The following is a 14,696-nucleotide window of genomic DNA, read 5'->3' on the forward strand; positions in this document are numbered from 1 at the left end:
TTAAATTGTAATTTTACATTCCAACTTATTAAATTATCTATTATCAACAATGTTGTCATATATATTTTTAATTTTAACGTTTTAATACGATTCAGTAGTCATAGCACACATTTATATGACAACACTTATAGCAATTATTTCATGAATAAATAAACTTAATTATAAACTGTATCAGTTTACATTAGAAATCTTTTTAAAACATAATGTTTTTCACTAGACTAAGAAGTAGATATCCTAATTTCTACTTTATTGAAACACTAGTCAGAAACGTAGTTGAAATCTACTAAATATCACTCTTTTTTTATTCTAATCTCTTTAGCTAGAATAAGAAAACGCTGCTAAACAAAATGGTCCAACTGAGTTTCTACTTATTGATATAACAAATGAATTTTATATTTCCACTCAATATCAGACTCTAAATTATCGCTACTAGCTCCAAATATTTAATTTTCTCTTTTTTGCCTCTTCTTGAGCGTTTACGAAGGTATCCCTATATTTTCCGTTTGGAGAAAAATACTTTTCTCTGGCTAGACCTTTTTTCACCAGCGATTCGTTAAACATATCTCCATTTTTTAACCATACGTACGCCAAAGTACGACCATACCTATCAGTTTTTTCTTTATCATATTCTAAATAAACATTTTGATGCGTGAGATACTTCTTCGTATAATTAGATGCTTGTTTACCATATGGTTGAACTGGCGTATTAGGTTTAACAGTCTCTGGCGTATCTACACCAATTAATCTGACTTTAATTTCCTCTCCATTTTTTTGAGCAACAAATGTATCACCATCTACAACTCGTTTCACATATACTTTGTCTTTACCATTTAAATTGGAATTATCTGATTGATGTTGAGATTCTGAACCACTAAACGGTCCAGAATGGTTTACAAACTGGAAAATAATTACAAGTATTCCTATCATCGCTACTACTAAAAGCGATGACATTTTCTTAGATTTCAATAATGTCACCTTATTTCACTTAATATCCCGATTTATACTAAAGAAAATTTGATCCAACGTCAAATGATTTCATACTATTATATGTAATCGATTTTATATAATTACAATCTCGCTTTCCAAATTATAAGAGCATGATATAATACATGATGTTAGGAGTGAAAGAAATGGATACATCTAATGAAAATAAAATAACAATCATTGCCGTTATAGTAGCAATAATTGTTGGTGTCGTACTACAAATTGTCTTTAAACTACCCTTAATCGTGAGTTTAGTGGGGTCAGTATTTTTAGGTATGTTCGTTGGTTTTATCGTCTACCTAATTCAATCATTTCGTCGTAAAAAAAAGAATTAAAATTGGGTAATATCTTTAGTATATATGGTTTGAAATTAAACATCATTCACTCAGTATCTTTGTCTCAATACAAAGTTTTACTTATCAAAACTTTATCATATTGATAACTGTTAGATTAATTTAATTTTATAGAGTCTGCCTCAATTACGTATGGTGGACTCTTATTAATTAAATCCACCCCTTTTCATTTGCTTTTTTCCATGCCTCAAAACGATGATCTGAATTCATTTTGTCTATAATAGTACTCGTATAGTTACGCACAGTCCCGTTCGATAAATACAATTTGCTAGCAATCTCTTTGCTACTTAACCCATTGCCTATTTCTCTTAAAACAACTTGTTCTTTATGAGTTAATGGATTCGATTCAGTAAACAATGATGTCATGAGCGAAGGGCTATATTCCTTCTCACCCTTTGTCACTTTATAAATAGTTTTAATTAAATCATCAATTGAACGCTCTTTTAGTACATAAGCATCAACATCATTTGCTACGGCTTTTTCAAAATAACCTGGACGTTTAAATGTAGTCACTATGATTATTCTTGTATTGAGTTGTTTTTTTCTTACATAAGATAAGATTTCCAAGCCTGTTAAACCCGGAATTTCAATATCTAAAATGGCTACATTGGGTTCATTATTTTCAATAAATTCGAGTGCCTCTACACCATTTTCAAAATCTTTTATTACATTCATTTCTTCATGCATTTCTATCAGTTGTACCATAGCTTTTCTTAACATCAATTGATCCTCAGTTATAACAAGCGATATCATAATAAATCACCTCTAGGTATTTCAACAATAATAAGTGTTCCATTATTTGATTGTACAATTAATTTACCATTTAAATAATCTACACGTTCTTTAATACTTTTCAAATTTGAAGCATCTTCATTTTCTATTCCCACACCATTATCTTTAATTTTTAAAATGATTTGATGCTCATGTACCTTCAATTCACCTATTACTTCAGTCGCATGCGCATGTTTAATAACATTATTAATTGCTTCTCTAAAAATCATAGATAATATTGATTGTTTCGCTGGATTTAATGATTTAGCCGCACTTTTATTGTTAAATTTAAAATGTAGATTAGCATTTTGCAATAAGTGTTCCAATGATGAAATTTCATCTTCAAAAGATTGTATCTTCAAATCATCAATAATGAGTCTGACTTTATTTAAGGCTTCTGTTGAAAGTTGATTTATTGCCTGCATTTCATTTTTTGCTTCTTTAGGATTAGTATCTATGAGTTTAACAGCTAATTCAGACTTCAAAGTAAGACTAGCAAATACATGTCCTAATGTATCATGAAGATCTTGACTTATTCTATTACGCTCTTGTTGAGCTATTAGTACATTAATATACTTATTCTTTTCTTCAAGTTTAGCTTTCATAATTCGTTCGTCTCTATTTTTAAAATTACCTACAGCAACAATTAATATAACCAAATAAAATGCACTTAATGGAACCACAAATGTTGGATTAAATATATAAGTTAGTATTAAACAACTTATCATAGCTATTAAAAAGGTTATAAATTCTTTTGATACAACACGAACATTAAAAATAAAAGGTAAGGCGAAAGCACTATAGAAGAAAAACAAACTATTCATAGGATTGACACTATAGACAAAATAAAAGATTCCTAAATAATGAATAACCAGTAATGAATATAAAATACTATCACTAAGGTATTTATAAAATATAATCATCGTCACATAGCTGATTATAAAAATAGTACAAACAATTAAATAAGTTAAGAAATTACCACGTTTGTCAACAAATATAGCTAAAATCGGAAATATTAAATATATTAAAGTACTTAATTCCCCTATTCTCACTCCCCAACTTCTTGATTCCATTAGTGTACATCTCCTTTCTTATTCATGAATAAAGCAATACTCACAAAGATTATACAATAGACCACGAGATAGCCAAACGCTTCTATATTCACCCCTTTATTTTGCGCTAAATCTATAGCAAGTAGCTTTAAATTATATGTTGGCATGTGTTTAGAAATCGACTGAAGCCAATCAGGAAACGTGTATACTGGAAACCATAGACCTCCTAATATAGCTAGTGTAATATTAAGTAAATTGGCAAAACTACTTGCTTTTTGAATATCGTTGAGTTGAGCGATAATCAATCCTAAAGTCAAAAATAAACTAACCCCAATCCATAAAGTTAATGCAGAGAATATCCATTGAAAAACAGTCATGTGAACATCTTTGTAAAAATGAGCTACTGAAAAAATAATTGTAATTGCTATTAAAAACTGACACATTGTCTTACTAATTTTAACTAAATAATATTGAAATGATGATAATGGGGTCACCATTAACCGCTTATACCAACCTTGATTTCGCTCTTCAATCAAATCTAATGGAAATGACAATAGACAAAAGTTCATTAAACTAAATACTGTCATACTGTACATATACTCTTTATAAAACTTAAGTTTTGCTTCTTCTGGCATGTCTAATATAGAAGTAAATAATAAATAAAACACGACAGGTAGGAATATGGACATAACTAAATACAATTTCTTTCTAAATATAATCTTTAATTCTATTTTAAAATAAGTTGATATCACTGGTAATTCCCTCCTTTAGACAAATCATTAGAAAACATGACTTCTAATAAAGATTTTTTAAGAATTTCAATCTTATTGAAATTGACATGATATTGTTTCAATAATTGTAAAACATCACTCACATCAGTTGTTTTTATTTCATATCTATTTTTTATTAATTCAATTTCGTATTTATGTTTCAGTTGATTGATAAGTTCTTGATATTTGCAAGGAATTCGAATTACAGAATAACTTTGATTCCTTTTTATATTTTCAGGTGAATCATCTAATTGTATTTTACCTTTATCTAACATCATTACTTGATCTGCCATTCTTTCAACTTCTTCAATGTAATGAGAGGTATATAGTATCGTAGTGTTATTCATTTTTAATTTATCTATAACATTCCAAAAATGTTGACGCATTTCTACATCCATAGCTGACGTAGGCTCATCTAAAATTAACAGTTCAGGTTTACCTACCAATGCTAAAGCAAAATCTAAAATCCTCTGCTGTCCACCTGATAAATTACATGCAAACTGATTCATTTGTCGGTCACTAAATTGTGTGATTTCTTTAAACTGATGAAAAGAAATAAACGTTTGATAAAAGGATTGATATAAATGTAATAATTCGCAAACCTTTATGTATTTAGGAAACTCTGTTTTTTGAAAAAGAATACCCATCTTATGTCTATTTAACAAATTTGATTTATCAGCGATTTGACCACTATCATAGTGATTATTTCCAACGATAATATCAATTAACGTTGACTTACCTGCTCCATTTTTACCTATTAATGCCGTACAACAATTATTTTTTATATCAATACTTATATCTTCTAAAACTTTATGTTCCTTGAAAGATTTAGATATATGTCGTAGTTCAATCATTATCGTCACACCTCTTGATTTATGTTACTTATAATTTAGCAAGTTTAAGTTAGTGATATAAGTACCGAATGTCATTAATTAACTATGACATTTGTCATATCATACATATAAGTTTACATAATATATTTACCGTTAAAAAAATACCCTCGTTCATTTTAACGAGGGTATTTTGAAATTTTATAAAATTGGAGATATTAATTTTGCTAGTCCTTCTTTAAATTTAATTGATAATGGACGCTTGTCGTATACTTCTTTTGTAAGTAATTTAGATTGCTCAATATCTTTTTCAAATGCTTGACGTAACTGTTTAGCTATATCTTCATCATATATAAATGCATTCACTTCGAAATTCAGTTCAAAGCTTCTAAAGTCCATGTTTGCACTACCAATTGAAGAAATTTCATCATCAATCATTAATATTTTAGAATGAATAAATCCATTTTGATAAGTGTAAATATTAACTCCGCTATCCAATAAATCAGCTGCATTTGAAAATGTAGCCCAATAAACGAATGGATGATCAGGTTTACACGGTATCATAAGGTTTACTTCAACGCCGCTATTAGCAGCCATTTTTAATGCATTAATGTATGATTGGTCTGGAATAAAGTAAGGGCTTTGTAGATAGATAGACTTTTTAGCGCTCATTATCATTTTTGTATAACCATATTCTATTTGATGTAAATCAAATGCAGGTCCACTAGAAGCGATTTGAATAGCCGCGTTTCCTTTGTCCCCATTTTTTTTAGGGAAATATTTTTGATCAAATTTAAATTGTGGACGATGCGACTGTGAATTCCAGTCTAAAATAAATCTTAATTGTAGTGCATCGATGCATTCACCTTGAACACGTGTATGTGTATCTCTCCAGTAACCTAACTTACCTAATCCTAAATAATCATCGCCGACATTAAAACCGCCAACGTAACCAATTTGTCCATCTATAATGATAATCTTTCTATGATTTCGATTATTCATTCTGAAATTGATTAAAGGTACTTTCGAAGGGAAAAATGCTTCAACTTCTCCACCTAATGCTCTGAAATGTTTAAATTTTGATAATCTAACCTTTTTAGAACCAACATCGTCATACAAAAGTTTAACTTCTAAACCTTCTTTAAGTTTAGTTTCAAGTGCATCTAAGATTCTTTTACCTAATCCATCAAGTTCAAAGGTATAGTACTCTAGATGTATATAGTCTTGAGCATTGTAAATATCCTCAAGTACTTTTTCATAAAGCTTATGACCATCTGTAAATAAATCGATTTTATTATTTTCTGTTAAAAAGGCATCTTGTTTCATTAACAACATACGTATTAAATCACGGTGTTTAATGACTTGATCATTGATATAACCATAATTATGTTTATCAAAACTGTCGATTTGGTCTTGAACTAAATCTTCAAATGCATGTAATTCATCACCGTTATTTTTTTCCATCTTTTTCTTGGAAACCGTTCGTCCTAAAAATAGATACAAAATAAATCCAATGACAGGAAGAACGAATAATACGAATAACCACGCCCAAGTTGAACTGGCAGTACGTCGATCACGTTCAAGGAAAATGATGACAAATGCCAATACTACGTTAGTTATAAACCCAACTACTAACAATATAGTTAAAATAGTACCCAAAAATCCAAAATTCATTACTAAATACTCCTATTCAGTCTTTCACCAAGAAAATTTAGCCGCCGATTTACTGAACTATGCTTCCGTTACCAATGTTAAAATAGCATTAAAGTCCTCGTCATTATGCGGAAATGCACGTTCTTCGATTTGTTTAATAGTAATGTTTAATAATTTGTAACCATTACCCTCTTGAGACTTTAAAAACGAATTAACACTTTTCTCTAAGCTCTCCAGTGTTTCCTCAGTTAAAGTTTTAAATTTTATTTGTTGCATAAATCCCATACCCCTTTCATTATATTGATTAAATCATAGAACTTTTCATACAAAATTTCAATTAATTTAGAGAAATTATCTTTTATAAATCAAACGTTCATTATCTTGAACAGAATATATTTTAATTTAAATGGTATTGATGTATAATAAATTACATTCGATTGAATATTCAGAAATTTTATTAGTCTAGATTCACATCAATGTCTTTATTGCTCCTCTTTTAATTGATTGAAATCTTTTCTAATTGAGAGCAAATCAACACTTTTCATCGAATAAATTAATAAATATCGATTTAACATTGGAGGGAACGCTTGTGATTTCATTTGAAAATGATTATTTAGAAGGTGCACATGAAAAAGTTTTAAATCGATTAGTAGAGACAAATCGAATACAAGCTGCTGGATATGGCTTCGATGACTTTTCGGCACAAGCTGCAGATAAAATTAGACAACGTATTGACTGTCCAGATGCTACCATTCGTTTTTTAGTAGGTGGTACGCAAACCAATCAAGTAGTTATTAACTCAATGCTTGATAGTTATGAAGGTGTTATATCCGCTGATACAGGACATGTGGCAGTCCATGAAGGTGGTGCGATAGAATTCAGTGGACATAAAGTTCTAACCATACCCTCCCAAGAAGGTAAGATTACTGCTCAAGACGTTGAGAATTATATAGAAACTTTTGAAAGTGATTTTAAAAAAGAACACATGGTGTATCCAGGGATGGTTTATATTTCACATCCAACCGAATATGGAACTTTATACACGAAAGAAGAATTACAATCTTTATCTAGAGTTTGCCGTAGACATCAGATTCCACTATTTATGGATGGTGCACGTTTAGGCTATGGCCTTATGAGCAATCAAACTAATGTAACTATCGAAGATGTTGCAAAATACTGTGATGTGTTTTACATAGGAGGTACTAAGATTGGAGCACTTTGTGGTGAAGCAATTGTCTTCACTAAACAAAATGAACCTAAAAACTTCACTACAATTATAAAACATCATGGTGCTTTATTAGCAAAAGGCCGTCTAACTGGTGTTCAATTTTTAGAATTATTCACTGATGATTTATATTTTGATATAAGTCGACATGCTATTAAAATGGCTGAAAAGGTAAAAAAAGGATTTATAGATAAAGGATATCAAGTCTATTTTGATTCACCAACCAATCAACAATTTTTTATTTTAAGCAACGATAAAATTGAAGAACTAAAACAAAAGGTAAAATTCGCAGTTTGGGAGAAATACGATAATCAACATCGTGTAGTTCGCTTCGCAACAAGTTGGGCCACAACTGAAGAAAATGTTAATCAACTACTTGAACTAATATAAAATACAAAATGAAGTTATAAAAACTGTATCACTACAGGCAGCTAAGAATGTAGTCAGGAGGACTATGCTATGCAACAAGAACGACAATCGTGGTACCAAAAATCTTGGTTTATTATTCTCACATTGCTATTTATTTTTCCATTAGGTCTCTTTCTAATGTGGAGGTATGCGCATTGGAAGAATTGGTTAAAATTGACTGTTTCATCAGTCTATATTATTAGTTTAGTTTTAACACTTTTATTTCAAGTTAGTCTATTAAATGAGAATAAAACAAATCAAATAGAACATGCATCAACTATGAAAGAAAAGTCTAATATAAATAATGTAAAAACAACTAAAAATAAAAATATGGAAAAATCAACGCAGACAGACAAACAAAACTCTGTGAACTTAAAGCAAAACACAAAAGATCAAAATAATAACGCAAATGATGAAGCAGCTTCTCCAACTAGCGAACAAAATGCAGCTATAGCACAAGCAAAGTCATATGCAAATACATTACCTATCTCTAAGAAAAGTTTATACAAACAATTAACTTCGGAATACGGAGAGAAATATCCGGCAGACATAGCACAGTATGCTGTTGACCATATCAGTGTAGATTATAAAATGAATGCACTGAGATTAGCAAAAAGTTACGTAAAAAATATAAACATTTCTAATCAAGCGTTATATGATCAACTCGTTTCAGAAAATGGAGAAGGATTTACTCCTGAAGAAGCACAATATGCAATGAATCATTTAGATAGGTAATCATTAAGAAAGAGTTTTAACATTAAAGGTTTGTTTTCTTAGTTGAAAGCAAACCTTTAATATATTCGTATAAATATAATCTTTATAGACTGTAAATTCAGTTATTATAAAATTTTATAGTTACAATTACTTTCAATCTTTTAAAATGTCATCGATATAGAGAAAATTCTCCACCTAGTAGGTTAAACTCAATTTTCTATTTAATTTTTATAAAGTAGAATGTTAAAAATTGAGAATTTAGTACATTTGTTTATAGACATTTTCTCCCTGAAACAAGATAATCTGATTCTTCATCTTTTGTCATTTTATTTGATTGAGTGCTTACTGGTGAGTCTTGTCTTAATGCTTTTTCAACATTTGATTTTACCATTTGATTAAGTAAGTTAGTAAATGATTCAACATTTTTCCTTGTTTTTTCAGCATCAGTATTTACTAATATATTAACAATTTGATCATCGAAGTTTTCTAAACCTGACTCATTAAGCATTGAACGAGTCTCATTCTTCATTTGAGATAAAGCTTTTTCTGCTTTTAGTTCTTCATTTTCTTTTAACAGCTTTTCCAACTCATATTGATTCTTTTGGTCTTTATTCATCTTGGCTAGTTTTTCAGCTTCTTGAATTGCATCTTTCATACGTTATTCAGATTTCTTTTTTTTCTAGCTAAACGATCCTTAATCATTTGAGATACTTCTTCTTGAGAGAATGTTTTCTCTTTTTGTTGCGTTTGTTCATAAGTTGTTTCTAAATTATCATTGTGTTTCGTTTCTTCAGTAATATTACTTTGATTGTTCTCCATGAGATATACCTCCGTTTATAGTCTGTCGACTGCGTATTCCATACTTGCTTTTATAACGTCATCAGCACGTTTTGGACATAAAAAATAACCTTCCGTAGAAGGTTAAAAAAGCTTATAAAAATAGCACCACTTTCTATTTATCTATGCAGAAAGGATGCTACTAAGATATTAATTTTATACTTTTTATTTCCGATTCATCAATTGAATATATTCCTAAATCTGTCTCTAAATCCAGGGAATAGTTTCCAGTATCACTTTCTAATGGGTTTTCATAATCAAACACAAAACCTTTAAACTTTTCATTATTTTTAAGTGTGACAATAACATTTTTACGATAAGCATCTTTAATTAACATTTTATTTCTCCTTACTTATAAAAGGTATTATATGAGAGTCTGTTTTTGAATAATGCACTTTACCAAATGTAGTCTCAATATATTTTCCATCTATAAATGCTTTTCCTATAATCCTCTCAAAATTTATTACTTTTTTATGGTTAAAACCGTTTTTATTTATTAAGATTTTACCAGAAGTTGAGTACTGTTGTACTAATCTATTTAATTCATTGATAGATAACGTAGTATAACTTGGTAATCTTTCATTATTTTTTAATGCAAAATTTTTATTTTTCAAATATAAACTATGATTTAAGGAATGTCTATTTTGTTTTTCAGGATTTATATCTAATTTTATTTTACCACTACGTATCACATCAGGAATTTCTTTTTTGCTTTTTCTTGTATTTTTTTCTTTTTATGATTCTTTATTCTCTGTCTGATACTTACCTTTACGCTCAGTAAAGAATCTATCTCGCCAATTGCCCACATGTGTTACTGTAGTACTTCTACACCAAGGGTGCATAGGTGGAGCATTAACTCCAGGCATCATATCTTTAACTTTAAATACTTTGCCATTTAAAGAGTGACATATTTTAGATGTTTTCTTGTCGATTTTGGCCACGTATTTATATTCGCCATCTTCACCTAAATCTTTAAGATAAGTTAACTTCTGTGATTCAGCCTGCACACATGCTGATTCAGTAACTAACAATCTACTTGCATTATATGTTGTGGTATTTGTTTGCTTTTTAAACTTAGCTACGTACTCATTAGGATGTCTCCCTCTAAGTAATACATTACTCGTTGTTTTTTCTACTTCTTTTTGAACTACAGCCATATCTTGACATAATCTTGTAGACCAGTTCACACCTTTAAAGTTACTGTTAACAACCGCTTTTACTTCAGTGTCATCAATTTTCACATGTTCACCAAGTATATGTGCTTGTCTTTCAACTTCTCTATCAACCAACTTATTTTCTATTTCATCATGAATGTCTAAAGCGGAGTCTTTGACTATCAAATCTAATTGCTGCTTTAATAGCTTTTCTCTAGATACTTTCATAGACAAATTATAAAGTTTAAGTGCTTTGTTTGCCTCATCACAAGATTTCTTCAGTACATTTCACTAAATTGAATCATTGATGGCTTGTTGATTTATTTAAGTTTTGTCGATAAAAAGTACATTAAGATTACATTTTAATGCATTCGACCAAATACTTTACTCATTATAAAATGATTAACAAAATATAGCTGTAAAAAAAGAAGCTAAGGCAAAATGCCTTAACTCCTTACCCCTATTAGGTTTCCCCTGAAATTGTTTAGCGCTTAGTATTGCTTAATATACTGTTCTCTTTCCCATTCGGATACTTGAGTTCTATAGTAATCCCATTCAATCGATTTTGAGTTAATAAATTGATTGTAAATATGATTACCTAATGCGTTTTTAATTGATTTATTTTCACGCATTGCTTTTAACGCAGTGTATAAAGTTGAAGGTAAGTCTTGGATACCAACCGCTTCTCGTTCTTCACGATTCATTTCGTAGATATTTTGGTTTACAGGTTCTGGAACCTCAAGTTTATTCTCAATTCCATCTAACCCTGCTTCTAAGATTGCTGCTAATGCCATGTACGGGTTAGCTGCAGGGTCAACTGAGCGTACTTCAATACGAGTTGATAGACCTCTAGATGTTGGAACACGTACTAAAGGTGAACGGTTTTTACCACTCCATGCAATATAACATGGTGCTTCGTAACCTGGTACAAGACGTTTATATGAGTTGACAATTGGATTACATACTGCAGTGAATCCTCTAGCGTTTTTAAGGACACCAGCTGTAAATTGATATGCAGTATCAGTCAATTGTAAATCACCTTCAGGATCAAAGAACGCATTCTCTTTTCCTTTAAATAGTGATACGTTGAAGTGCATACCACTACCGTTTACACCAAATAATGGTTTTGGCATAAATGTTGCATGTAAATTATGCTTACGTGCAATTGTTTTAACAACTAGTTTAAATGTTTGGATATTATCACATGCTGTAACGGCATCTGCATATTTAAAGTCAATTTCATGTTGACCTGGCGCTACTTCATGGTGGCTTGCTTCAATGTCAAAGCCCATATCTTCTAATTCTAAAACGATGTCACGGCGACAATTTTCACCTAAATCTGTAGGAGCTAAATCGAAATAACCACCATCATCGTTTAATTCTAATGTAGGTTCGCCTTTTTCGTCTAATTTAAATAAGAAAAATTCTGGTTCAGGCCCTAGATTAAAATCAGTAAAGCCCATATCTTCCATTCTTCTTAATACACGCTTCAAGTTAGCTCGTGGATCACCTTCAAATGGTGTACCATCTGTTTTAAATACATCACAGATTAGTCGTGCAACTTTTCCTTGTCCAGCAGTCCAAGGGAAGATAACCCAAGTATCTAAATCAGGATGTAAATACATATCTGATTCTTCGATACGAACGAAACCTTCAATAGATGAACCATCAAACATCATTTCATTATCTAATACTTTTTCTAATTGACTTACTGGAACTTCAACATTTTTAATAGTCCCTAAAATATCAGTGAATTGTAATCTTAAATATCTTACGTTTTCTTCTTCAGCAAATTTACGAATATCATCTTTTGTAAAACTACGTTTTGGCATGGTATAAATCCTCCAATTTCATTTAATAAATCGAGATAAATCGCCGCGATTTATTGGTAATGTTTCACTACGTGGTTTCTGCGTTGCGTCAACAATCATTCTCTTTCTTGTCTCTTGTTCATCAGTAGTTAAATGCCCTTGCTCATCGAATATAATTTGTTTAATACCTCTAATATTAAATCCCTTTTCGATAAGAGACTTTATTTCTAACAACCTCTCTAAATCGTTCATAGAAAATAATCTCTTATTTCCATCTGTTCTTTCAGGCATCACAAGTTCATGTGTTTCATAGTAACGAATTTGTCTTGGTGATAAATCTGTCAATTTACTAACCACACTCATAGAGAAAACGGCCATGTTTCGTCTGATTGAATCATTAGACATTACTTGAACCTCTCCTCTACTTTTGAACTTGTTATTAATTTAGCATAGTTTTACTTTAATTACAAAATTATGTAAGGTTTTCTGACATAAACCCTCTAAACCTTATTATATCAATGTTTAGTTATTAGTAATTAATTAAAATTAGAAATGAAAATGGCTTATGACACAAAATTTTTTATAATTTTCAGACATTTTATAATGTTTGAAATAAAAAGAGATTGCTTTTCAAAGTATAACTAAGCTTAAAAACTTTTATCTTAGGCGTAACAACTCTAAGAATAAGGCTAGAACATGGTCCATTCTCTCTATACCTATTACTTTTGGGGAGTCGAAAATCTTATCTAAAACAAACTCCTTATAACATCGTTATCATTTATATCATATTTCCTTGATGTTTTAATGAATTATACGAGAATGCTTTTATTCTATATTCTTATATTGAGCCCAACCTTTTATACTTTGATCTCAATCTCTTAAAAATTATAGTAAATTGTTTTCTTGCATATGTTGCACCGCACGTGTAACAGCTAATTTGACATGTTCATAAGTTAAACCACCTTGAACATATGCTTCATAAGGCGGACGTATAGGTCCGTCTGCGGATAATTCAATAGACGAGCCCTGAATAAATGTACCTGCAGCCATGATGACATCATCTTCGTATCCAGGCATATAGCTAGGTTCTGGACTAAAATGTGCGTTAATTGGTGAAGCGTGTTGTATACTTTGGCAAAATGAAATCATTTGCTCTTTGGTCTCAAATTGAACCGTTTGAATTAAGTCTGTACGATAAACATTATATTTAGGGGAGGTCTTCATGTTTATTTTTTCTAATAACAAACTAGTAAACAGTGCACCTTTTAAACTTTGGCTAACCACATGTGGCGCTAGAAAGAATCCTTGATACATTTCTTGTAAAGAATTAAGTGAGGCTCCTGCTTCCTTACCAATGCCTGGTGCTGTTAAACGATAACCACAGCGTTCAATTAAGTCTTGTCTACCAGCAATATATCCTCCAATTTTAGCTAAACCTCCACCTGGATTTTTAATTAATGATCCGGCGATTAAATCAGCACCTACTTCAATCGGTTCTTTATCTTCTACAAATTCTCCATAACAATTATCAACAAAAATAATGATATTGGGATAAACCTCTTTAATAGATGTTATTGCTTGTTCAATTTCATTAATTGTAATTGATGGACGTTGATCATATCCTTTTGATCGTTGAATTGCTACAACTTTTGTATTGTCATTAATTGCAGTGATGACTTTAGGAATATCAATTCGACCGTCACGTAATTCGACTTCATTATAGCGAACACCATATTCTTTAAGACTTTCAACACCATTGCCATTTATACCAATGACTTCTAGAAGTGTATCATATGGACTACCTGTAATATAAAGTAGTTCATCATTGTTTTTTAACGTACTTTGTAAAGCTAAAGTAATAGCATGAGTACCTGAAATAATTTGAGGTCTTACAAGTGCGTCATCTGCTTTAAATGTGTGCGCATAAATTTGTTCTAAATGGTCTCTCCCAAAATCATCATATCCATAACCCGTAGACCCCTGTAAATCACTTTCGCTAGCTTTAACATGGTGAAAAGCATTTAAGACCTTTTCCTGATTAAATAATGCACGCTTTTCAATTTTTCTAAAGTAAGGAATAAGTGTGTTTTCAACTTCTTCAACTAAATTGCTAAAATCTTGCATAATCTGTCTT

Annotated in this window: 18 protein-coding genes and 1 pseudogene; 3 read left to right on the plus strand and 16 right to left on the minus strand. The window is 30.5% G+C overall.

Features of this window, described 5'->3' with window-relative positions:
- Window positions 1–429: 429 nt before the first annotated feature.
- On the minus strand, window positions 430–966 hold the full coding sequence (nucI, locus tag FNL83_RS07440; protein WP_002468003.1) for a thermonuclease NucI: 537 nt from the start codon (window positions 964–966) through the stop codon (window positions 430–432).
- 164 nt (window positions 967–1,130) lie between these two features.
- Here nucI and FNL83_RS07445 point away from each other — a divergent pair, with 164 nt between their 5' ends.
- A complete protein-coding gene (locus tag FNL83_RS07445; protein ID WP_001829458.1) occupies window positions 1,131–1,319 on the plus strand; it encodes a membrane protein in 189 nt (62 codons plus the stop codon).
- Window positions 1,320–1,487: 168 nt separating this feature from the next.
- Here FNL83_RS07445 and FNL83_RS07450 read toward each other — a convergent pair whose 3' ends face one another.
- The 6 genes from FNL83_RS07450 to FNL83_RS07475 form a co-directional block, all read right to left on the minus strand.
- Window positions 1,488–2,090, minus strand: a complete 603-nt coding sequence (locus FNL83_RS07450) for a response regulator transcription factor (RefSeq protein WP_002439610.1) — start codon at window positions 2,088–2,090, stop codon at window positions 1,488–1,490.
- Window positions 2,087–3,181 (minus strand): sensor histidine kinase, encoded by a 1,095-nt coding sequence (locus tag FNL83_RS07455; protein ID WP_002456544.1) that lies wholly within the window; start codon window positions 3,179–3,181, stop codon window positions 2,087–2,089. The genes FNL83_RS07450 and FNL83_RS07455 overlap by 4 nt, the downstream gene beginning before the upstream one ends.
- Complete coding sequence (locus FNL83_RS07460; protein ID WP_002469377.1) at window positions 3,181–3,912, minus strand: ABC transporter permease; 732 nt, start codon at window positions 3,910–3,912, stop codon at window positions 3,181–3,183. The genes FNL83_RS07455 and FNL83_RS07460 overlap by 1 nt, the downstream gene beginning before the upstream one ends.
- A complete protein-coding gene (locus FNL83_RS07465) occupies window positions 3,909–4,784 on the minus strand; it encodes an ABC transporter ATP-binding protein (protein WP_002468002.1) in 876 nt (291 codons plus the stop codon). Before FNL83_RS07465 ends, FNL83_RS07460 begins: the two co-directional genes overlap by 4 nt.
- Before the next feature lie 177 nt (window positions 4,785–4,961).
- Window positions 4,962–6,434: a cardiolipin synthase gene (gene cls / locus FNL83_RS07470; RefSeq protein WP_002456547.1), complete on the minus strand. Its 1,473-nt coding sequence runs from the start codon at window positions 6,432–6,434 to the stop codon at window positions 4,962–4,964.
- A 57-nt stretch (window positions 6,435–6,491) separates the two neighbouring features.
- Entirely contained in the window at window positions 6,492–6,689 is a 198-nt protein-coding gene (locus tag FNL83_RS07475; protein WP_001829481.1) for a hypothetical protein, read from the minus strand.
- A 313-nt stretch (window positions 6,690–7,002) separates the two neighbouring features.
- Between FNL83_RS07475 and FNL83_RS07480 the strand changes: the two genes are divergently transcribed.
- Both FNL83_RS07480 and FNL83_RS07485 read left to right on the plus strand, forming a co-directional pair.
- Entirely contained in the window at window positions 7,003–8,028 is a 1,026-nt protein-coding gene (locus tag FNL83_RS07480; RefSeq protein ID WP_002456217.1) for a threonine aldolase family protein, read from the plus strand.
- A gap of 69 nt (window positions 8,029–8,097) precedes the next feature.
- The gene (locus FNL83_RS07485; protein WP_002456548.1) at window positions 8,098–8,781 is read left to right on the plus strand and encodes an Ltp family lipoprotein; all 684 of its coding nucleotides are present in this window, start codon (window positions 8,098–8,100) and stop codon (window positions 8,779–8,781) included.
- A 250-nt stretch (window positions 8,782–9,031) separates the two neighbouring features.
- On the opposite strand, the gene FNL83_RS07490 is transcribed toward FNL83_RS07485, so the two are convergent.
- From FNL83_RS07490 to FNL83_RS07515, 9 genes and pseudogenes are all read right to left on the minus strand, one after another.
- A complete protein-coding gene (locus FNL83_RS07490; RefSeq protein ID WP_002468913.1) occupies window positions 9,032–9,415 on the minus strand; it encodes a DUF4355 domain-containing protein in 384 nt (127 codons plus the stop codon).
- Window positions 9,412–9,579 carry a hypothetical protein gene (locus tag FNL83_RS12210; RefSeq protein ID WP_002456550.1) on the minus strand — a complete coding sequence of 56 codons (168 nt, stop codon included), beginning with the start codon at window positions 9,577–9,579 and terminating at the stop codon, window positions 9,412–9,414. The genes FNL83_RS07490 and FNL83_RS12210 overlap by 4 nt, the downstream gene beginning before the upstream one ends.
- Window positions 9,567–9,663: pseudogene (locus FNL83_RS12215) on the minus strand (hypothetical protein); the annotation flags it as partial. The pseudogene FNL83_RS12215 and the gene FNL83_RS12210, both read right to left, overlap by 13 nt.
- A gap of 76 nt (window positions 9,664–9,739) precedes the next feature.
- Window positions 9,740–9,934 carry a hypothetical protein gene (locus tag FNL83_RS07495; RefSeq protein WP_002456551.1) on the minus strand — a complete coding sequence of 65 codons (195 nt, stop codon included), beginning with the start codon at window positions 9,932–9,934 and terminating at the stop codon, window positions 9,740–9,742.
- Window position 9,935: 1 nt separating this feature from the next.
- A complete protein-coding gene (locus FNL83_RS12080; RefSeq protein ID WP_002456552.1) occupies window positions 9,936–10,289 on the minus strand; it encodes a polymorphic toxin type 50 domain-containing protein in 354 nt (117 codons plus the stop codon).
- 42 nt (window positions 10,290–10,331) lie between these two features.
- Window positions 10,332–10,979: a minor capsid protein gene (locus tag FNL83_RS12085; RefSeq protein WP_002456553.1), complete on the minus strand. Its 648-nt coding sequence runs from the start codon at window positions 10,977–10,979 to the stop codon at window positions 10,332–10,334.
- A 263-nt stretch (window positions 10,980–11,242) separates the two neighbouring features.
- The gene (gene glnA, locus FNL83_RS07505; RefSeq protein WP_001829492.1) at window positions 11,243–12,583 is read right to left on the minus strand and encodes a type I glutamate--ammonia ligase; all 1,341 of its coding nucleotides are present in this window, start codon (window positions 12,581–12,583) and stop codon (window positions 11,243–11,245) included.
- A gap of 18 nt (window positions 12,584–12,601) precedes the next feature.
- Window positions 12,602–12,967, minus strand: a complete 366-nt coding sequence (locus FNL83_RS07510) for a MerR family transcriptional regulator (protein WP_001829488.1) — start codon at window positions 12,965–12,967, stop codon at window positions 12,602–12,604.
- A 480-nt stretch (window positions 12,968–13,447) separates the two neighbouring features.
- Complete coding sequence (locus tag FNL83_RS07515) at window positions 13,448–14,686, minus strand: methionine gamma-lyase family protein (RefSeq protein ID WP_002456554.1); 1,239 nt, start codon at window positions 14,684–14,686, stop codon at window positions 13,448–13,450.
- Between the last annotated feature and the right edge of the window lie 10 nt (window positions 14,687–14,696).

It is taken from the genome of Staphylococcus epidermidis (genome assembly GCF_006742205.1).
Taxonomy (GTDB): domain Bacteria; phylum Bacillota; class Bacilli; order Staphylococcales; family Staphylococcaceae; genus Staphylococcus; species Staphylococcus epidermidis.

Bases quoted from the DNA above. Each gene is read 5' to 3' on its own strand.
- FNL83_RS07445 (WP_001829458.1), top strand. From the start codon at position 1,131: ATGGATACATCTAATGAAAATAAAATAACAATCATTGCCGTTATAGTA.
- FNL83_RS07450 (WP_002439610.1), bottom strand. From the start codon at position 2,090: ATGATATCGCTTGTTATAACTGAGGATCAATTGATGTTAAGAAAAGCT.
- FNL83_RS07455 (WP_002456544.1), bottom strand. From the start codon at position 3,181: ATGGAATCAAGAAGTTGGGGAGTGAGAATAGGGGAATTAAGTACTTTA.
- FNL83_RS07465 (WP_002468002.1), bottom strand. From the start codon at position 4,784: ATGATTGAACTACGACATATATCTAAATCTTTCAAGGAACATAAAGTT.
- cls (WP_002456547.1), bottom strand. From the start codon at position 6,434: ATGAATTTTGGATTTTTGGGTACTATTTTAACTATATTGTTAGTAGTT.
- FNL83_RS07475 (WP_001829481.1), bottom strand. From the start codon at position 6,689: ATGCAACAAATAAAATTTAAAACTTTAACTGAGGAAACACTGGAGAGC.
- FNL83_RS07485 (WP_002456548.1), top strand. From the start codon at position 8,098: ATGCAACAAGAACGACAATCGTGGTACCAAAAATCTTGGTTTATTATT.
- FNL83_RS07490 (WP_002468913.1), bottom strand. From the start codon at position 9,415: ATGAAAGATGCAATTCAAGAAGCTGAAAAACTAGCCAAGATGAATAAA.
- FNL83_RS12210 (WP_002456550.1), bottom strand. From the start codon at position 9,579: ATGGAGAACAATCAAAGTAATATTACTGAAGAAACGAAACACAATGAT.
- FNL83_RS07495 (WP_002456551.1), bottom strand. From the start codon at position 9,934: ATGTTAATTAAAGATGCTTATCGTAAAAATGTTATTGTCACACTTAAA.
- FNL83_RS12085 (WP_002456553.1), bottom strand. From the start codon at position 10,979: ATGAAAGTATCTAGAGAAAAGCTATTAAAGCAGCAATTAGATTTGATA.
- glnA (WP_001829492.1), bottom strand. From the start codon at position 12,583: ATGCCAAAACGTAGTTTTACAAAAGATGATATTCGTAAATTTGCTGAA.
- FNL83_RS07510 (WP_001829488.1), bottom strand. From the start codon at position 12,967: ATGTCTAATGATTCAATCAGACGAAACATGGCCGTTTTCTCTATGAGT.
- FNL83_RS07515 (WP_002456554.1), bottom strand. From the start codon at position 14,686: ATGCAAGATTTTAGCAATTTAGTTGAAGAAGTTGAAAACACACTTATT.